General features: G+C 72.9%; 16 protein-coding genes. 6 read left to right on the top strand and 10 right to left on the bottom strand.

The features are described 5' to 3' along the window. The 5 genes from fxsA to ABZ454_RS14195 form a co-directional block, all read right to left on the bottom strand. Window positions 1-204, bottom strand: coding sequence for an FxSxx-COOH cyclophane-containing RiPP peptide (fxsA, locus tag ABZ454_RS14215; protein ID WP_359537971.1), 204 nt, complete (start codon window positions 202-204; stop codon window positions 1-3). Window positions 205-375: 171 nt separating this feature from the next. Continuing rightward, on the bottom strand, window positions 376-3,855 hold the full coding sequence (locus ABZ454_RS14210; RefSeq protein ID WP_359537969.1) for an SAV_2336 N-terminal domain-related protein: 3,480 nt from the start codon (window positions 3,853-3,855) through the stop codon (window positions 376-378). A gap of 7 nt (window positions 3,856-3,862) precedes the next feature. Further along, on the bottom strand, window positions 3,863-4,876 hold the full coding sequence (locus tag ABZ454_RS14205; RefSeq protein WP_359537967.1) for a MoxR family ATPase: 1,014 nt from the start codon (window positions 4,874-4,876) through the stop codon (window positions 3,863-3,865). A 130-nt stretch (window positions 4,877-5,006) separates the two neighbouring features. Beyond that, the gene (locus tag ABZ454_RS14200; RefSeq protein WP_359537965.1) at window positions 5,007-7,079 is read right to left on the bottom strand and encodes a trypsin-like peptidase domain-containing protein; all 2,073 of its coding nucleotides are present in this window, start codon (window positions 7,077-7,079) and stop codon (window positions 5,007-5,009) included. After that, complete coding sequence (locus tag ABZ454_RS14195; protein WP_359537963.1) at window positions 7,076-7,675, bottom strand: CU044_2847 family protein; 600 nt, start codon at window positions 7,673-7,675, stop codon at window positions 7,076-7,078. Before ABZ454_RS14195 ends, ABZ454_RS14200 begins: the two co-directional genes overlap by 4 nt. A 172-nt stretch (window positions 7,676-7,847) precedes the next feature. Between ABZ454_RS14195 and ABZ454_RS14190 the strand changes: the two genes are divergently transcribed. Further along, window positions 7,848-8,033 carry a DUF6104 family protein gene (locus ABZ454_RS14190; RefSeq protein ID WP_046907272.1) on the top strand — a complete coding sequence of 62 codons (186 nt, stop codon included), beginning with the start codon at window positions 7,848-7,850 and terminating at the stop codon, window positions 8,031-8,033. 179 nt (window positions 8,034-8,212) lie between these two features. On the opposite strand, the gene ABZ454_RS14185 is transcribed toward ABZ454_RS14190, so the two are convergent. Beyond that, window positions 8,213-9,076: a hypothetical protein gene (locus tag ABZ454_RS14185; RefSeq protein ID WP_359537960.1), complete on the bottom strand. Its 864-nt coding sequence runs from the start codon at window positions 9,074-9,076 to the stop codon at window positions 8,213-8,215. Window positions 9,077-9,240: 164 nt separating this feature from the next. Here ABZ454_RS14185 and ABZ454_RS14180 point away from each other — a divergent pair, with 164 nt between their 5' ends. Both ABZ454_RS14180 and ABZ454_RS14175 read left to right on the top strand, forming a co-directional pair. Continuing rightward, window positions 9,241-10,098: a hypothetical protein gene (locus tag ABZ454_RS14180; protein ID WP_359537959.1), complete on the top strand. Its 858-nt coding sequence runs from the start codon at window positions 9,241-9,243 to the stop codon at window positions 10,096-10,098. Between the two features lies 1 nt (window position 10,099). After that, entirely contained in the window at window positions 10,100-11,131 is a 1,032-nt protein-coding gene (locus ABZ454_RS14175) for a helix-turn-helix transcriptional regulator (RefSeq protein WP_359537957.1), read from the top strand. Between the two features lie 95 nt (window positions 11,132-11,226). On the opposite strand, the gene ABZ454_RS14170 is transcribed toward ABZ454_RS14175, so the two are convergent. From ABZ454_RS14170 to ABZ454_RS14155, 4 genes are all read right to left on the bottom strand, one after another. After that, complete coding sequence (locus tag ABZ454_RS14170) at window positions 11,227-11,802, bottom strand: Clp protease N-terminal domain-containing protein (RefSeq protein ID WP_359537956.1); 576 nt, start codon at window positions 11,800-11,802, stop codon at window positions 11,227-11,229. Then, window positions 11,802-12,011, bottom strand: coding sequence for a sigma factor-like helix-turn-helix DNA-binding protein (locus ABZ454_RS14165; protein WP_266782775.1), 210 nt, complete (start codon window positions 12,009-12,011; stop codon window positions 11,802-11,804). The genes ABZ454_RS14170 and ABZ454_RS14165 overlap by 1 nt, the downstream gene beginning before the upstream one ends. Window positions 12,012-12,043: 32 nt before the next feature. Next, window positions 12,044-13,015: a zinc-binding dehydrogenase gene (locus tag ABZ454_RS14160; protein WP_359537954.1), complete on the bottom strand. Its 972-nt coding sequence runs from the start codon at window positions 13,013-13,015 to the stop codon at window positions 12,044-12,046. A 235-nt stretch (window positions 13,016-13,250) separates the two neighbouring features. Beyond that, a complete protein-coding gene (locus ABZ454_RS14155; RefSeq protein WP_356316947.1) occupies window positions 13,251-14,474 on the bottom strand; it encodes an NADP-dependent malic enzyme in 1,224 nt (407 codons plus the stop codon). A 520-nt stretch (window positions 14,475-14,994) separates the two neighbouring features. Here ABZ454_RS14155 and ABZ454_RS14150 point away from each other — a divergent pair. Genes ABZ454_RS14150 through ABZ454_RS14140 form a run of 3 tightly spaced genes read left to right on the top strand, consistent with a single transcriptional unit; the run spans window position 14,995 to window position 17,713 of the window. Continuing rightward, window positions 14,995-15,951, top strand: a complete 957-nt coding sequence (locus ABZ454_RS14150; protein ID WP_359537952.1) for an ABC transporter substrate-binding protein — start codon at window positions 14,995-14,997, stop codon at window positions 15,949-15,951. A gap of 45 nt (window positions 15,952-15,996) precedes the next feature. Beyond that, the gene (locus ABZ454_RS14145; protein ID WP_359537951.1) at window positions 15,997-16,950 is read left to right on the top strand and encodes an amino acid ABC transporter permease; all 954 of its coding nucleotides are present in this window, start codon (window positions 15,997-15,999) and stop codon (window positions 16,948-16,950) included. A 1-nt stretch (window position 16,951) separates the two neighbouring features. Next, entirely contained in the window at window positions 16,952-17,713 is a 762-nt protein-coding gene (locus tag ABZ454_RS14140; protein ID WP_356316941.1) for an amino acid ABC transporter ATP-binding protein, read from the top strand. Window position 17,714: the final 1 nt, after the last annotated feature.

Below are 17,714 nucleotides of genomic sequence, written 5' to 3'. Positions count from 1 at the left end.
TCAGAAGGCCGCGTCGAAACCCCAGAGCATCTCCTGCGGCTCTTGCGCCCGCCCGCGCAGATCGGCGACCACCTCGGCCAGCACCGGGTGGTCCAGGGTCCGCAGGTCCTCCAGGTCGAGTCCCAGCAGATCCGGCAGCTCACCGGCGGGGCCGGCCCCGCTCACGGCCGCTCCCGCCCCGTCGTCACGTGTCGACTCGCTCATCACGCCTCCCCGTACTGCAGCACCGGGTCCACCGTGCCGCGCTCGCCGTCGAGTGCACACCGCCGATCCCGCGTCCCTGACCCGCTTCGTCCCGCCGCGCGCCGCCGGCCCGTGACGTCCGTTACGCCGGCCGTCACCGGTCCTGGACCACCGGTGCTCGTCCTTGAGCACTCAGCGCTCCAGGACGGCCAGCCGCGCGGCGGTCGACTCGCCCGCCGCGCCACCGCCGTCCGGCAGTCTGCGCCACTCCTGGCGGGCCGCCCGGTACGCGTCCCGCGCGGCCCGGGGGCGTCCCGCACTCTCATAGGTCATACCCCGCCAGTGGTTGGCTGTAGCACTCAACTCCACTGCCTCCTGGGGCAGTTGTGGACCCTCCTGCTCCACTTGTGCCTCCGTCGCGGACTCGGCGGCCGCCCGGAACGCCTCCGCGGCCTCGTCGCGCCGGGCCGGCCGGTCCAGCACCACGGCCGCCCGGAGCAGCGCCCGGCCCAGCTCCAGCCAGCAGCGCGCCGCGGTCAGCGGGTCCACGGCCTCCTCGGCCGCCAGCTTGAAGAGGTACTCGGCCTCCCGCAGGTCGACCCGGTCCGTGGTGGCCCGGTGCCGCAGCATCAGGGCCCGGCCCAGCATGAGCAGCCGCTCGGACTGGTGCGCGCCGCCGGCCGGCGTCTCCGACCGGCAGTCGCGCAGCACATGCACCGCCGCGTCGATGTGCGGCGTGCCGTCGGGCAGTTCGGCGCGGCGCAGCAGGGTGGCGCCCCACTCGGCCAGCGCGTCGGTGTGGGCCCGCGAGTCGCGGGGGATGCCCCGGGCGCCCCGGCCGAACCACTCGGCAGCGGTGACGAGTTCGCCGGGATCACCGGTGTGCTCGTAGCGGGCGACCCGCACCCGGCCCTGCCTGATCTGCAGCTGGGCGCGCTGTCGCTGGTCGCGCACGGTCTCCAGCGCCTGGCCGGTCAGGACCGCGGCCTCGTCCGGTTCCGCGCCCGAGGCCAGGAGCGCGTCCACCAGGTCCAGCACGACGCGGCCCTCGGAGCCCGTGGTGTGCCCGCCGCCCTGGCCGAAGGCGGTCCGCAGCGAACGGGCCGACTGCCGGGCGTACTCCCGGGACCGCTCACCGTCCTCGGTGACGCGGGCGAGCTTCAGGAGCGTCCGGCCGTGCTGCAGCGGAAGGGCGGCGGGGCGGTTCTCCTGGTCGGGCCAGGCGTCGGCGAAGGCCTCCAGCATGCCGCAGGCACTCTGCAGCAGGGCGCTGTCGCCGTCGAGCCGCCACTGCGCCTCCAGCGCCCGCACCCGTTCCAGGGTCAGCCGTAACGCCTCGGCCGGCTCCAGTCCGGGGTCGGCGCAGGCCGCCGTGTACTCGCGGTCGGCTCGCCGCAGCAGCTCCAGGGCGCCGCGCCGGTCGCCGCGCCGGCGCCGGTCGTCGGCCGCCGCGTGCAGCACCTTGGCCAGCACCGCCCGCTCGCGCACCGCTCCGGGCCGGGAGGCCGCGCGTTCGGCGGCGCGTTCGGCCTCGCCGAGCAGGTCGCTCCCACCCTGCACCTCCCAGAGCCTCAGGACGCAGCGGGCGTACTCCGCCCAGAGCCCGGGATCGTCGGCCGACGGCGCACCGCTCTCGGCGGCGCCCCGCAGCAGTTGCACGGCGTCGATCAGCCGCTGCACCATCCGGTCGGCCTCGAAGTGCCGCACGAGTTCGCGCGCCCGCATCACGGCGAGGGCGGCGAGGGGGTCCGGAGCCCCGGGGGCCGCCGGTTCCCGGCTCACGAAGCTGGGGGGCACGGGCATGAAGCGCTCCAGTACGCGGGCTGCGACCTCGGCGAAGGCCTGGGGGACGCGCGGGCCGCCGCGCCGGTCGTTCCCTTCGCTCCCGCCGGGCTCCTCACCGTCCTCGGCGTCATCGGTTTCCTCGGCGGCCTCGGCGGCCTCGTCCGCGCGGCCGGGGCGGGCCGCCACGACGCCGCTCCCGAACGGGGAAGCGTGCCCGCCGCCGTCGCCGAGCTGGGCGAAGGCCAGGGCCGGGAAGTTGGGCCCGCCCTTGCCGAACCGCTGCTCCACGTACTGCGAACAGTGCTTGAGTACGAGCAGGGCCTCGTCCCGGCCGAGCGGACCGAGCAGGGCGTCCTGGACGTCGGGCTCGAAGGCGTACCACTGTCCGCGTCCCCCGCCGCCGTCGGCGCGCCTGAGGAGTCCGCTCAGCAGCACCTCGGCCAGTTCGGAGGGGCCCGAGTGCGGCAGCATCGTGCGCTGCACCAGTTGCATGACCGGCAGGTACAGGGGCGCCGCCGCGAGGTAGACGGCCAGCTGTCCGGCGAGCGGAGAGGCCGCCGACCGGAAGCGGCTGAGCAGTTGGAGCGAGGAGAGGGCTCCGCCCGGCCGCCGGGCGGGCGCGCCGGGCTGGTCGGCCCGCACCCAGCCGACCGCTCCGGAGATCCGCGCCGAACCGGTGCCGGAGAGCAGCCTGGCCCAGGCCGCGAGCGCGTCCGCCGTCGGCGGCAGGACCGGGACGGCCAGGGCCCCGGGGTGCGCGGCGGGCCCCGCTCCGGCGTCCCCGGTCACCTTCAGCGCGGTGGCTCCGGCGGGGCCCTCGCCCCGGGTCAGCGAGCCGAAGGTGACCGGCAGCCTGGTGCGGCTCCACATGCGTTGCGGCAGCGGCTGCAGGACGGCGACCGGGGCCAGCCGGGCCAGCTGGTGCAGCAGCCGGTGGGCCTGCCCGCTGTGCCAGAGCGGCCCTGCGCAGTCACTGATGACGACGGTGACCCGGCGCCCGGTGGGGTCGCTGAGCCGGTCGGCGGAGTGCAGGGCCGCCGCGGCGGGGTCGGCGCTGCGGCTGACCGCGCACCCCCCGTCGGGGCCCTGGTGGAGGTAGCGCACCTGGACGTCCCTGAAGGCGCCCAACTGGCCGAATATCTGCTGGAGTTCCCGGAACATCCGGTCCCACACCAGCATGGAGGAGGAAGCGTCCATCACGCACTGAAGGACGGCGTCCCCCCGCCGGACCCCCCGGAACACCGGCATGACCAGGCCGCCCGCGCGGGCGCTGCGCTCCGCGGTCGCGGTCTCGTCCAGGACCCGGCGTGAGGGGGCGGAGACGGGGCGGTAGCGCTGCAACGGGCGCAGCGCTCGGGTGAGTTCGAGCGGTGCCGGGAGGACGGGGGCGGCGGGCACGCCGAGCGGGAGCACGGCGGCGCGGGCCCGCGCGCCGGGCGCCGGGCCGTCCGGGGCCTCGTCGTCGTCCCGTCCGCCGGTCCGGGGGCCCCGGGGGACGGGGTGCAGGGCGATCCGTCCATCGTCCCGCGGCTCGCGCTCCTCGTCGGGCCGGTCGTCGCGGCCGGTGTCCGGCGCCGGGTCCTCCCGCGCGGCCGGTGAGCCGGCGGGGCCAGGGGCCGAGGTCTCCTCGGCGGGGCCGGAGGCCGCGGCCGGCGGCGCCACGCCGCCTTCGTCCGGTCCGGCGCCACGGGTCCACCTGGCCAGCCAGAGCGCGTCGCAGAGCTGCTCGACGTCGGGATCGAGGCCGGCTCCGCGCAGCCGGGCGACGAGCTCCGGCAGCAACCCCCCGTCGTACGGCCCGGGGACGCCGGGAGCCCCGGTGGCGCCCGCGCCACCGGGCATCGCGCCCGCCGCTCCCTCGGCGGGCGTCCGGTCCGCCCCGGGCATCAACGCCTCACCTCGGCCGGTCGAGTCGCTGGATGAGCAGGTCGGCCAGCCGGTCACGGCCGGACGGGGCCGCGGCATGCGTGAGGTAGATGGCGTTCAGCAGCTGGTCCGTGGCGAGGAGTTCGCTGCGCGAGCGCTCCAGGAAGTGGGCGATGAGGTCGTCGCTCGACCGGGCCGCCTCCTCGCCCAGGTGGGCCTTCACGAAGGACGCCAGCCGTTTGTGGTCGGGCCGGCCCAGCTCCAGGTGGATGCAGCGGCGCATCAGGGGGGCGGGGAAGTCCCGCTCGCCGTTGCTCGTGAGCACCACGAACGGGAACGCCCGGCACTGCACGCGCCCGCCCTTGATCCGCACCTTGTTGCCGTCGTGGTCGAGCACGTCCGTCTCGCCGTCGGGCAGCCGGTCGGCGATCCGTTCCAGCTCGGGGATGGCGAACTCGCCCTCCTCCAGCACGTTCAGCAGATCGTTCGGCAGGTCGATGTCGCTCTTGTCGAGCTCGTCGATGAGCAGCACCCGGGGGCGGTCCGCGGGGAGCAGTGCGGTGCCCAGCGGTCCGAGCCGGATGTAGCTGCCGACGCTCTGCGCGGATCCGGCTCCCCCGCCGCCGTCCGCCGAGGCGTGCGAGGCGATCTGTACGTCCTGGAGCCGGGCGATCGCGTCGTAGTGGTAGAGGCCGTCGAGCAGTGTGGTGCGGCTGACGACGGGCCAGCGCAGCACCTTGCCCAGTTCCAGCTCCCGGGCGACCGAGTGGGCGAGGGTGCTCTTGCCGGCGCCCGGGTCCCCGGTGACCAGCAGCGGCCGCCGCAGATAGAGCGCCGCGTTGATCATCTCGAGTTCCTCGGCGCCCGGCCGGTGCTCCTCGGCGATGCGCCCGGGAATGCCGAGCCGGCGGTCGGCCGACTCGCCCGCTCCCCCGGGTGCGCCGACGAAGTCGCGCCAGGGCGGCGGGGGCGGCAGTTGCGCCACCTCGTCGTGCGGTTCGCCGATTCCTCGGTAGATGAGCCACTCGCTGGGTTCACTCATAGCGTGTTCCTCATTGTCACTCGCCCGGCACGGGCGGCCGCCGTCGAACGTGCCTTACCGTAGACATCCCGGGTAACTCCCGTAAGGGGAAGCCGTGTTCGGCCCTCCGGGCGGTGTGGGGCACCTCGCGTCACGGCGCCTCCAGGAAGTCGTTGCCGGGGTCCGGCAGCGGATGGTGCGGATCGTCGAAATAGAGGGCCGCGCCCGCGGACCAGTAGGTCTCCGTACGTCCCGCGCTCACCCCTCTTCTCAGTTCGTGGATCTTCCACGGCAGCCGGTCACGGGTGCGGGCGTCCGCCACGGCCTCGGTCGCGCGTCGGTGGAATTCCCTGCAGACCGTGTCGGCCTCCGCGGGCCGCCGCTGCAGCAGGGCGACCCCGAAGCCGGTGTCGATCAACCGGACGACCCCGGCCGCGGTGTCGGGGTCCGGGCGGCCGCCGTAGCGGCAGAGGACCGGCACGGTGTCGTGGGCCAGGGCGCGCAACCGCGTCACGTCCGGTACGCGTACCCGTAGTTCGTCCTCGCAGTCGAGGACTTCGGCACGGGTCCCCGCCGCCGCCCCGGTGTCCCAGCGTGCGGAACGCTCGTCGGGCGGCCCCTGGTACGAGGTGCGCAGGACCACCGGGCGTACGGCTCCGAGGCGCTGCCCGTCCGTGGGGAGCACCCAGTCGTCGACCGGCAGCCCGAACAGTTCGGGGGCGACGACGACCTGGAGCATGGCCGGGCTGCCCGGTTCGTCGCACCGGCGGAAGGCCTCGGTGAGCGCGGCGGCGAGCCGGTCGGGAACGGTGCCGAGCGGGGTGCCGCGGCTGTCCTCGTCGATGGGCTCCGCGTCGGCGGCCCGCCGGTCGACGGCGACCCTCCAGTCGTACTGGTCCCGGGCCCAGCCCTGGAGGTCCACCTGGAGCACGACGCCGTCGCGTTCCCCGTAGAGGACGGGTTCGCCCGCCGGGGCGCGGGCGGCCCGCTGACGGTTCTGCTCCAGGCGCAGCCGGATGTCCGCCCACTCCACGTCGAGCTGGCGGCGCAGGTCCCTCGGCAGCTCGGCCTCCGCGATCCGCTTCACCCACCCCCAGAGCTCCTTGGCGTTCCGGGCGGACAGCTGTCCCCAGGGGCGGTCCGCCGCGAGGACGCCCATGCAGTAGCGCACGATCAGTGCGAACCGGGCCTCGCGGTCGCGGGCCCGCGTGTCGTACAGCGCCCCGAGGCCGTCGCGCCAGCCGCGCGGGGCCGGGCGGTGGTCGCGCGAGTGCACCCCGGGCAGGCCGTCGAGGAGGACGAGCAGACCGCGCGTGCTGGCGGGCGGGGTGAGCTCGGCGAGCCGCCCCAGCAGGTCCACCCGCAGCCGGGGGCCGAGGATGCCGCCGGGGGGCACCGGCAGCTCGCTCTGCGCGTCGGTCCACGTCCGCTCGGTGCCGGCGGAGCTGTTGTGCTGGTCCGCGTGGTAGCGGTCGTGGGCGTGGAAGACGGACTGGTAGAGGTCGTCGGTCTCGGTCTCGACGGGCGCGGCCGGCACCTTCAGGGTGCGCAGGCGCTCGATCCCCACGGCGGTGCCGCCCTGGTGGTTGTCGAGCCGCGACTTGATCACCCCGACCACCTCGCCCCGGACGAGGTCCACCAGGGGGCCGCCGGACATGCCCAGCTCCACCCAGTCCCCGTCGAGCCTGACCACCTGCTCGGCGTCGCCCGAGACCCCGTAGGAGCCCTTCACCACGCAGACACCGCTGCGGTTCTGCAGCCCCCCGCCCTGACCGGGCGCCCAGCCCACGCAGTGGATCTCGCGGCCGCGGAGCATCGCCTCGGAACGCTCGGTCACATAGACGCAGGGGTGGTCGACGGGCCGCTGGAGCTGGATGAGCGCGAGGTCGGGGGCGGGCCAGCCGCCGGCCCCGGGCGGCCGGGTGTCGGGCATCGCGGCGACGACCTTGCCGGGCACCTCGGTCAGTTCGGCGCTGTACCGGTCCTCCTTGAACCACACGCCCACCATGCCCCCCTCCCCCCGCATCGCCACGTGCGCACACGTGAGGACCCAGCTGGGTGCGACGAAGAAGCCGCTGCCCAGGAAGTCCCCTCCCGGCCCGTCCTGGGCATACCCGGACGGCGGGCGATGGATGCGCACGGTGGCGTCCTGCACGAGGTCGATGAGCGCAGCCTGGGCGGAAGCCAGTCCCTCCCCTGCGCCCCCTTCGCCGTCCGAGGTCATGCCCCGCCGCCGTCGGCGCCGCCCGCGCCGTCCGGGTGTGCCGGTGCGCCGGGGGGTGCCCCGGCGGGCGGGGAGGCCCCGGGTGCGCCCCCGAGCGGCGGGGGCGGGGCCGGCGGAGCGGGTGCCGGAGCGTGGGGCGGTGGCATCGGGGGCGCGAACGGGACCGGCGGCGTGGGTGCGGGGGGCGCGGACGCCTGCGCGGGCACCGGCGCGGGCGGGGGCGTGTCGACCGGTGGCCCGCCTCCGTTCCAGGTGAGCGTGATCTTGATGGCGCCCTTGGCCTCGCCGTCCGCGAGCAGCCCCACGACCTTGCCGGACTTGGCGGTGAGCTCGATCCCGAACTCGACGCTCACCTCGTCCGGCCGCACGGCGCGCAGCGGCACGGCGAGCGAGCGCGCGACGCCGGTCACCACGGACTGCAGGCTCTCGACCCTGGCCTGCACCCGGTCGGTGAGGTCCCCGAACCCGGTGTCCGTGTACGTCGGTCCGCCGCCGGGCTCCGGATCCGCCAGCGCCTCGGCCCCGGAGATCCTCGCCCAGACCGGTGTGCCGTCCGGCATCTCGATGCGCGTGATACGGGCCTCACCGTCGCCCATGACACCCCCCGTTCCCCAAGTACCCGCAGATTAACGGCCGTAGACGGCCGGTGCGGGGTACATGGACGAGGACGCGGGAGCGCCGCAGGCCGGTTCGCTGCCCCCCGCGCGCCCTGCGGGGGACCGGTCTCCCGGCCGTCGCAGGGCTCTCACCAGGCAGTAAACTCGGGCTATGTACTTCACCGACCGCGGTATCGAGGAGCTGGAGAAGCGGCGAGGCGAGGAAGAGGTCACCTTCGAGTGGCTCGCCGAGCAGCTGCGCACCTTCGTCGATCTGAACCCCGACTTCGAGGTGCCGGTCGAGCGCCTCGCCACCTGGCTGGCCCGGCTGGACGACGAGGACGACGACGAGGACTGATCACCGAGCCGCGCGGGCCGAGCGCCGGGGGCCGGATCACCGAGCCGCGCGGGCCGCGCGCCGGTAGGCCGGATCACCGAGCCGCGCGGGCCGTGACGGGGCCGGATCACCGAGCCGCGCGGGCCGAGCGTCGGCGGAGGAGCACCGATCGCCGTGCCATGGACCGATCGGCGAGGGCCTCAGGACCGGGCCGGTCCCTCCGGCCCCTCGGCCCTGATCCGGTCGTACGCGAGGCCGAGCGCCCCGTGCGCCATCAGGAGCGCCCCGGCGCAGACCCATCCGCCACTGCGCCGGCCCACTCCCCAGAGCGCGATCGGGAGTCCTGCAGCCAGTTGCACGGCCGCCAGTGCGCGGGCCCGGGGACCGCGCATCCAGGGCCCCAGGCGGCTGTTCTCGACCGCTTCGAGTTCGACCTTCACCGCGTCTCGCCAGCCGGTCCACGTGATCGGCTCGGCCGCCGGCGATCCGTAGGCCCCCGCGGTCAGCTGTCCGGAGGCCTCGCCGGGATCCAGGCCGGGCGGGAGCTCCAGCCCGGTGCGGGAGAGCACGGCGAGCACTCCGAGGAGCCGGGCCCGGGCGTCCGTCCCCGGCTCGGGGCGCGTCAGCGTTTCGAGCGCCTGGACGTCCAGCACGGGATCGAGGCCGAGCCGCTCGGCGAACGTGCGCATCGCCTCGTCCTCACCGGCCGGGGTCCCGTCGGCGAGCCAGACGTAGCCGACCGGGCGGCGGAAGCCCGCCGCGAGCGTGTACCCGGCCCGGTCGGCGTCCCACCACAGCGCCAGGACCGGCCAGGTGGAGCCGACCGCGAGCGCGGTGGCCCAGCCGCCGAGCACCCGGTCGACGGGCTCGACGGCCTCCCCCGCTCCCGGCCGCCCCCCGCGCTCACCCTGCCAGGGCTTCCCCTCCGGCACGAGGACGCTCCAGCCCTCACCGGCGGGCGCGAGCAGCATCCGCGCACGCAGCAGATGGGCGACCGGCCGCACCGTTTCGGGCTCGGCCCGGCACAGCAGCAGCGCTCCCACGGGTGGTGATGTCACGTCCATGCCCCACACGGTAGGACACATTGCCCGCTTTTGATGCACTTTGCGCCACCACTCATCCCCACCCTCCCCGCGACCCCGCCTTGACTTACCCGGTCCGCGATATATCGTGTTTGACAAGAGACGCGATATGTTGCGTCATCCGGGCTCCCCAGGAGGACAGATCCATGCCTGTGTCGACGTGGGCCATCGCCGAGCCTCGCAAGCTCACCTTCGACGAACCGGTGACCGCGCTGAGCGTGCGCATCGTCAACGGAACGGTCAACGTCGTCGGCACCGACGAGCCGACCGCCAGGCTGGAGGTCTCCGACATCGAGGGGCCACCGCTGATCGTCACGCAGGACGACGGCGTGCTGACCGTCTCGTACGAGGACCTGGCCTGGCAGAACATGCTCAAGTGGTTCGACCGCAAGGGCTGGCACCGCCGTGCGGTGGTCTCCCTCGCCCTCCCGGCCGGGTCGGCGGTGGAGGTCGGCGTGGTCGGCGCCGGCGCGTTCGTCTCCGGCGTCCGCGGCCGTACGGACGTACGCGGCGTCACCGGCGACACGACGCTCGTCGGCCTCGCCGGACCGGTCGGCGCGGAGACCGTCTCCGGCAACGTGGAGGCGCACGCCGTCACCGGCGATCTGCGCTTCCACTCGGTCTCCGGCGACCTGACCGTCGTGGAGGGCGCCGGGGCGTCCGTGAAGGCCGAGTCCATCAGCGGCAACATGGTGCTCGACCTGGACCCGACCGGGAAGCCCACCGACGTGCGGCTGGCCACGGTCTCCGGTGAGCTCGCCATCCGCCTGCCGCACCCGGCCGACGCGAAGGTGGAGGCGAACACCGCGAGCGGCTCCGTCTCCAACGGCTTCGAGGACCTCAGGGTCAGCGGCCAGTGGGGAGCGAAGAAGATCACCGGCACGCTGGGCTCCGGAACCGGCACACTGAGGGCGACGACGGTCTCGGGGTCGATCGCCCTGCTGCGCCGCCCACCGGCCGAGGACGAGCCGCACGACGCCGAGCCGACCGGAAAGGTGCTCTGACATGCCCCCCGTATTCGCCCACGGCCGCCTGCGCCTCTACCTGCTGAAGCTGCTCGACGAAGCCCCCCGCCACGGCTACGAGGTGATCCGTCTCCTGGAGGAGCGCTTCCAGGGCCTGTACGCCCCCTCGGCGGGCACGGTCTACCCGCGCCTGGCCAAGCTGGAGGCGGAGGGCCTGGTCACACACGCCACCGAGGGCGGACGCAAGGTCTACTCGATCACCGACGCCGGCCGCGCCGAACTGGCGGGCCGCACCGGCGAGCTCGCCGATCTGGAGCTGGAGATCAGGGAGTCGGTCTCCGAGCTGGCCGCCGAGATACGCGACGACGTCCGTGGCGCGGCGGGCAAACTGCGCAGCGACATGCGCGCCGCGGCCGACGAGTCGCGGCACACGGGCTCGTCCCGGCCGGGCGGCAAGGCCGGCAAGGCGTCCCCCTTCGGCGGCTTCGGTGACCTGGGCGACTTCGGTGACTTCGGCGACAAGGAGGCCTGGCGCACGGCGAAGGAAGAGCTGCGCAAGGCGAAGCAGGAGTGGAAGGAGCAGGCCCGCCGGGCGAAGGACGAGTCCCGCCGCGCCCGCGAGGAGGCCCAGCAGGCCCGCCGCCAGGCCAAGGAGGCCCAGGACCGGGCGCGTGAGCAGATGCAGAACGCGGCCCGCCAGGTCCAGGACCACTTCGCCCGCGGCGATTGGCCGGCGGGCGTACGGGAGGGGCTGGCCGAGATCACCGGCCAGCTGGGCAGCCTCGCCCGCACGGGCAACTGGCCCCCGTACACGAAGCCGGACGCCGCCGACGCCGACCCGGACTGGGGCAAGGACGCGGGCGGCACCGGCGACCCGGCCCGCGACCTGGACCGCCTGCTCGACCGGTTCCGCGACGACATCCGCGATGCGGCCAGGGACCGGGGGGTGACGGAGGACCAGCTCGCTCAGGCCCGACGCCACCTGTCGACGGCGGCCGCCCACATCGGAGCGCTGCTGCGGAAGGACGCCGACGGCAACAGCGACGGCAACGGCAACGCCGCCGCGAAGTAGGACAGGGCCAGCAGGGCCAGCAGGGCCAGCAGGGCCAGCAGGGCGGCCCCGGGGAGTGATCCCCGGGGCCGCCCCGCGTTCAGCCCGCGCTCCGTTCAGCCCGCCTTGCGGTCCTGGCCCGCGCCGCCGTCCCCGTACAGGGCGCGGCTGACCGTCTCGTACGTCGCACCGTGCTCGGCGAGCACGTCGGCGACGACTCCGGGGGACGCCGTGAGGGCCAGGAGGAGGTGCTCCTCGCCGATGAACCGGTCACCGCGGCCGAGTGCGATCCGCAGCGACTTCTCCAGGATCTTCTTGGCCTCCTTGGCGAACGGGCGGTTGCCCGACCACCACCGCCGGTCCTTGCGGTCGCCCCGCAGGGCGCCCTCGCCGTGCGCCTCCTCGATGCGGGAGACGATCGCGGTGAGATCGATGCCGATGTCCGCGAGGGCGTCGGCGTCGGCCCTGGTCATGCCGCCGCGCCTGCGGGCGTCGGCGAGTGCGGTCTCCACCGAGGCCCTGCGGTCGGTGAGGCCCAGTGCGGCGACGGCGTACGACGCCCGGCCGCCCTCCTGGTCCAGCAGGGCGAGCAGCAGGTGCTCCTCGGTGACCGAGCCGGAGTCGGCCCGTTCGGCGTGGGTCACGGCGCCGGTCACCGTGGCGCGGGCACCCTTGGTGAATCGCTCGAACATCAATGCCTCCCGTACTTCTTATGCACGGCCTGCCGGCTGACGCCCAGTTCGGCCGCGATCTCCTGCCACGACCAGCCCTGTACACGGGCGCTTCTGACTTGTACGGCTTCGAGCTGCTCCAGCAGCCGCCGCAGCGCGGCGACCGACCGCAGCCCCACCCGGGGGTCGCGGTCGCCTGCGCGCTCGGCGAGATCCGTTGCTTCGGTCATGATGTCAACTTACGTTGACACCATGAGGCGTGTCAACCCTCGTTGACAGTGAGCACGACCTTCCCGAACAGGTCACCCGTGGCCAGCTTCTGGAACCCCTCGCGGGCACGGTCGAGCGGCAGCACCTCGTCGATGACCGGACGCACCCCGGTGGTCGCGCAGAACGCCAGCAGGTCCTCCAGCTCGTCCTTGGACCCCATGGTCGAACCGACGACCTTCAGCTCCAGGAAGAAGATCCGGGTCAGCTCGGCGTGCGAGGGGCGGTCTCCGCTGGTGGCGCCGGAGATGACCAGCGTGCCGCCGGGGCGCAGGGACTTGACGGAGTGGGACCAGGTGGCGGCGCCGACCGTCTCGATGACGGCGTCGACCCGGTGGGGCAGCCGCGCGCCCGGTTCGTACGCCTCGATCGCACCGAGGCCGACGGCCCGCTCGCGCTTGGCCTCGTCGCGGCTGGTGGCGTACACCCGCAGCCCGGCGGCCCGGCCGAGCACGATCGCGGCGGTCGCGACACCGCCTCCGGCGCCCTGGACGAGGACGGAGTCGCCCGGCCGCACCCCGGCGTTGGTGAAGAGCATGCGGTACGCGGTCAGCCAGGCGGTGGGCAGACAGGCGGCCTGCTCGAAGGTGAGCTCCTTCGGCTTGGGCAGCACGTTCCAGCTCGGGACGGTGACCTGCTCGGCGAAGGTGCCCTGGTAGCGCTCGGTGAGGATGGAGCGGGGCTCATCGGGGCCGACCCCGTGCCCGGTCTGGCCGATGACGGAGTGCAGGACGACCTCGTTGCCGTCCTGGTCGGTGCCCGCGGCGTCGCAGCCGAGGATCATCGGCAGCTTGTCCTCGGCGAGACCGACGCCGCGCAGGGACCAGAGGTCGTGGTGGTTGAGGGAGGCGGCCCGGACGTTGACGGTGGTCCACCCGGGACGCGCCTCGGGAGCCGGGCGTTCGCCCAGCTCAAGGCCGTTGAGGGGGTGGTCGCGGTCGAGGCGGGATGCGTAGGCGGCGAACATGCGCCCGACGATAGGGGGCCCGCTACTCCCGCGTAACCGGCTGCGGGTGTGACACGCACCGCGCGTGACGGGCCGCCGGACGGCGGCTGCGGCGACGCGGGGGTGACGGCGTCACCCCCGGCCCGCGAACTCAGCGCCGGCGGGAGCGGGACCGATCCCCTCCGGCGGTCGGGGAACGGGGGCCCGGGGCAACGCCTTCGAGAAGGCGCCGCGCCCGGACCCCCGCCTCAGGACATCAGCGCCGGGCCACGCCCTCCGCCCGGGCCGCGGCGGCCACCGCGGCCGTCACCGCCGGGGCGACGCGCTCGTCGAACGGCGACGGGATCACGTAGTCGGCCGCCAGTTCGTCGCCGACCACGTCCGCCAGCGCGTTCGCCGCGGCGATCTTCATGCCCTCGGTGATCCGCGACGCCCGCACCTGGAGCGCGCCCGCGAAGATGCCGGGGAACGCCAGCACGTTGTTGATCTGGTTGGGGTAGTCCGACCGCCCGGTCGCCACGACCGCCGCGTACTTGTGCGCGACGTCGGGGTGCACCTCGGGGTTCGGGTTCGCCATGGCGAAGACGAAGGCCCCGGGCGCCATCGAGGCGACGGCCGGCTCCGGGACCGTACCGCCGGAGACGCCGATGAAGACGTCCGCACCGGCCAGCGCGGCCTCCAGCGGACCCGAGATGCCGGCCTTGTTGGTGAGCTCGGCCAACTCCCGCTTGACGTCGGTCAGGTCCTCACGGTCCCGGCTGACGATGCCCTTGCGGTCGGCGACGGCCACGTCGCCGAGCCCCGCCTCCAGCAGGAACTTGGCGATGGCCACGCCGGCCGCACCCGCGCCCGAGATGACAGCGCGCAGCTCGCCCAGGCCGCGCCCCGACAGCTTCGCGGCATTGCGCAGGGCCGCGAGGGTGACGACGGCGGTGCCGTGCTGGTCGTCGTGGAAGACGGGAATGTCGAGCCGCTCCTGGAGCTTGCGCTCGATCTCGAAGCAGCGCGGCGCCGAGATGTCCTCCAGGTTCACGCCGCCGAAGGACGGGGCGAGCCGGACGACGGTCTCCACGATCTCGTCCGCGTCGGTGGTCGCGAGCGCGATCGGCACCGCGTCCACGCCGCCGAACTGCTTGAACAGGATCGCCTTGCCCTCCATCACGGGGAGGGAGGCCTCGGGGCCGATGTCGCCGAGCCCGAGCACGGCGGTGCCGTCCGTCACGACGGCGACGACCTGGGACTTCCAGGTGTAGTCGTGGACGAGTTCGGGGTTCTCGGCGATCGCGCTGCACACCTTCGCCACGCCGGGCGTGTACGCGAGGGACAGGTCGTCCTTGTCCCGGATCGGGACGGTGGCCCGCACGGCCATCTTCCCGCCCCGGTGGAGCGCGAAGGCCGGATCGAACGGCTCGTCGGTGGCGCTGTCGGTGGTGCTGTCCGTGTTGCTGTCGCTGCGAGGATTGACGATCTCCGCTGCCATGGTGTTGACCCCTTAAGTCTTCATCGTTTGAGGGTGGCCACTCCTGGTTGAGGAGGGGTGGGCGGGCACCGCGTCCGTTCCCTGCGCTGGGCGACTGGTCCGCCGCGGCAGGGGGAGGTACGTACGCGCGGGCGCGCCGCACACGCGCCCTGGGCCCCGGATGAGGGGTGTAAACGTCCTTCTTACCGGACAGGCAGTACCGCCGACGAGTCGGTATACCCACGGTGACGCGTCTCATAGGGGGACATACACACAAGTCGACCAGGCGACATGAAACCCGCCCAGAGCGGGCTTCAGGCGGGGATCTTCCGGTAGGAAGGTGCGATTCCAGGGAAAGGTCCGGCCTTGATGTGCCGGCCCGCTGGGTTCGGGGGTGTCCCGTTACCCGATTTTGACATGCGGTGCCCCCTGTTTGGGCTAGTCCGAATGGCAAGATGCCGAAAACACACACGGTCGCGAAACTCGAAGAAGAGTTCCCGACCAGCTGGCAATGCCCCTCACCTGCCGGAGGACCCCGATCATGACCGCAAGCACCACCCGCCGTAAGACCACCGCCAAGTCCCGGATCGCCGCGGTGGGCGCCCTCGCGGTCGCCGGCGCGCTGCTGCTCACCGCCTGCGGTGACCAGACGAGCTCGGGCTCGGGCACCAAGGAGAGCGACACCGCCACGTCCTCCGCGGCCCCGCTGTTCGCGAAGCTGCCGAAGAAGTACCAGGACTCCCGCGTCATCAAGGTCGGCACGGACGCCTCCTATGCTCCGATGGAGTACGAGGAGGGCGGCAAGATCGTCGGTATCGACCCCGACATCGCCGCCGCGCTCGGCAAGGAGCTCGGCGTGAAGTTCGAGTTCACCAGCGGCACCTTCGACGGCCTCATTTCGTCGCTCAACACCGGGCGCCAGGATGTCGTCATGTCCGCCATGAGCGACACCAAGGCCCGCCAGGAGGGTCTCGACGACAAGGGCAAGAAGGTCGGCAAGGGCGTCGACTTCGTCGACTACTTCACCTCCGGCGTCTCGCTCCTCGTCAAGAAGGGCAACCCGGAGAAGATCACCTCGCTGGACGACCTCTGCGGCAAGACGGTCGCCGTGCAGCGCGGCACGATCTACGAGGACACCTTCAAGGCCCAGGCCACGAAGTGCGGCGACAAGAAGCTGTCCATCGAGCCGTTCGACACCGACGCCGAGGCCCAGAACCGCGTGAAGATCGGTGGCGCGGTCGCCGACCTCAACGACTACCCCGTCGCCGCGCACATCGCCAAGACGGCCGGAGGCGGCAACACCTTCGAGGTCGCGGGCAACCAGACCGACGCCGGCCCCTTCGGCATCGCCGTCAACAAGGACAACGCCCAGCTGCGTGACGCGCTGAAGGAAGCGCTCGCCACGATCATCAAGAACGGCGAGTACGCGAAGGTCCTGGAGAAGTGGGACGTCAAGAACAGCGCCGTCACCGAGGCAGCCGTCAACGCCGGCAAGTAGGTCCCGGCGTTCCCGCCTCAAGCGTTCCACTGAAGGGCAGTCACCGTGACTGACAAGTTCGACAAGTCACCCGCCGACGAACCACCCATGCACTCGTCGGTCTCCAAGGGCGCTTCCGTGCCCCCGCCCCAGATCAAGGCCATTCCGGTACGCCACTGGGGCCGGTGGCTCTCCGGTGTGGTCGTGGTGGCCGCGCTCGGCACGCTGGTCTACGCGTTCGCGCAGGGCGACATCAACTGGGGCACCGTCGGAGACTTCGTCTTCGACGACCGGATCGTCAAGGGCGCCGTCAACACGGTGATCATCAGCGTGCTGTCGATGATCATCGGCCTGGTGCTGGGTGTCGTCTTCGCGGTCATGCGGCTCTCGAAGAACCCGGTCACCGGAGCGGTCGCCTGGCTCTACATCTGGTTCTTCCGCGGCACCCCGGTCTATGTGCAGCTGCTGCTGTGGTTCAACCTCGCCCTGATCTTCCCGATCCTGAACCTCGGGTTCTACAAGGACGAGATGGTCGACGTCATGACGCCGTTCGCCGTGGCCCTCCTGGGCCTCGGTCTGAACGAGGGCGCGTACATGGCGGAGATCGTCCGGTCCGGGATCCAGTCGGTCGACGAGGGTCAGACCGAGGCCTCGCACGCCCTGGGCATGTCCAACGGCAAGACCATGCGCCGGATCGTCCTTCCGCAGGCGATGCGGGTGATCGTGCCGCCGACCGGGAACGAGTTCATCAACCTGCTGAAGACCTCGTCCCTGGTCTCCGCGGTGCAGTACACGGATCTGCTGCGGGCCGCCACGAACATCGGTTCCACCTCGTTCGCCGTCATGGAGATGCTGTTGGTGGCCTCGGTCTGGTACCTGGCCCTGACCAGCGTCTTCAGCATCGGCCAGTACTACGTCGAGCGGTACTACGCGCGCGGGTCACTGCGGCAGCTGCCGCTGACGCCGTGGCAGAAGGTCAGAATGAATCTGCGCTCCCTCACCAGCCCCAGGGGGGTGTGACATGACCGCCATGGTGAAGGCCGAAGGCGTGCACAAGTCCTTCGGTGCCGCCCACATCCTCAAGGGAATCGACCTGGAGGTCGCTCCCCGTGAGGTGTTCTGCCTGGTCGGCCCGTCCGGCTCCGGCAAGTCCACGTTCCTGCGGTGCATCAACCACCTGGAACAGATCAACAGCGGCCGCCTGTCCGTCGACGGCAAGCTGGTGGGCTACCGCCAGAAGGGCGACAAGCTGTACGAGCTGAAGGACAGCGAGGTCGCGGCGCAGCGCCGGGACATCGGCATGGTCTTCCAGCGCTTCAACCTGTTCCCCCACATGACGGCGCTGGCCAACGTCATGGAGGCGCCGATCCAGGTCAAGGGCGAGTCCAAGGCCGTCGCCCGCGCCCGCGCGGAACGGCTGCTGGACCGGGTCGGCCTGTCCGACAAGGCGAAGAACTACCCCTCGCAGCTGTCCGGCGGTCAGCAGCAGCGGGTGGCCATCGCCCGCGCGCTGGCCATGGAGCCGAAGCTGATGCTCTTCGACGAGCCCACGTCGGCGCTCGACCCCGAGCTGGTGGGCGACGTGCTCGACGTCATGCGCGGTCTCGCCGAGGACGGCATGACGATGATCGTCGTGACGCACGAGATGGGCTTCGCCCGTGAGGTCGGCGACGCGCTGGTCTTCATGGACGACGGCGTGGTGGTCGAGTCGGGCCACCCGCGCGACGTCCTGACCAACCCGCAGCACGACCGGACGAAGTCGTTCCTGTCCAAGGTCCTGTAGC

The sequence above is a fragment of the Streptomyces sp. NPDC005803 genome (genome assembly GCF_040630435.1).
In the GTDB taxonomy this organism is placed as follows: Bacteria; Actinomycetota; Actinomycetes; order Streptomycetales; family Streptomycetaceae; genus Streptomyces.
The sequence above is the reverse complement of the archived record's forward strand: the minus strand, read 5'-3'. Positions and strand labels throughout refer to the sequence as shown.

Coding starts and splice junctions, on each gene's coding strand:
- ABZ454_RS14185 (WP_359537960.1), bottom strand. CDS start 9,076: ATGGACGTGACATCACCACCCGTGGGAGCGCTGCTGCTGTGCCGGGCC.
- ABZ454_RS14160 (WP_359537954.1), bottom strand. CDS start 13,015: ATGTTCGCCGCCTACGCATCCCGCCTCGACCGCGACCACCCCCTCAAC.
- ABZ454_RS14200 (WP_359537965.1), bottom strand. CDS start 7,079: ATGACCTCGGACGGCGAAGGGGGCGCAGGGGAGGGACTGGCTTCCGCC.
- ABZ454_RS14170 (WP_359537956.1), bottom strand. CDS start 11,802: ATGTTCGAGCGATTCACCAAGGGTGCCCGCGCCACGGTGACCGGCGCC.
- ABZ454_RS14175 (WP_359537957.1), top strand. CDS start 10,100: ATGCCCCCCGTATTCGCCCACGGCCGCCTGCGCCTCTACCTGCTGAAG.
- fxsA (WP_359537971.1), bottom strand. CDS start 204: ATGAGCGAGTCGACACGTGACGACGGGGCGGGAGCGGCCGTGAGCGGG.
- ABZ454_RS14195 (WP_359537963.1), bottom strand. CDS start 7,675: ATGGGCGACGGTGAGGCCCGTATCACGCGCATCGAGATGCCGGACGGC.
- ABZ454_RS14155 (WP_356316947.1), bottom strand. CDS start 14,474: ATGGCAGCGGAGATCGTCAATCCTCGCAGCGACAGCAACACGGACAGC.
- ABZ454_RS14150 (WP_359537952.1), top strand. CDS start 14,995: ATGACCGCAAGCACCACCCGCCGTAAGACCACCGCCAAGTCCCGGATC.
- ABZ454_RS14140 (WP_356316941.1), top strand. CDS start 16,952: ATGACCGCCATGGTGAAGGCCGAAGGCGTGCACAAGTCCTTCGGTGCC.
- ABZ454_RS14165 (WP_266782775.1), bottom strand. CDS start 12,011: ATGACCGAAGCAACGGATCTCGCCGAGCGCGCAGGCGACCGCGACCCC.
- ABZ454_RS14205 (WP_359537967.1), bottom strand. CDS start 4,876: ATGAGTGAACCCAGCGAGTGGCTCATCTACCGAGGAATCGGCGAACCG.
- ABZ454_RS14210 (WP_359537969.1), bottom strand. CDS start 3,855: ATGCCCGGGGCGGACCGGACGCCCGCCGAGGGAGCGGCGGGCGCGATG.
- ABZ454_RS14190 (WP_046907272.1), top strand. CDS start 7,848: ATGTACTTCACCGACCGCGGTATCGAGGAGCTGGAGAAGCGGCGAGGC.
- ABZ454_RS14180 (WP_359537959.1), top strand. CDS start 9,241: ATGCCTGTGTCGACGTGGGCCATCGCCGAGCCTCGCAAGCTCACCTTC.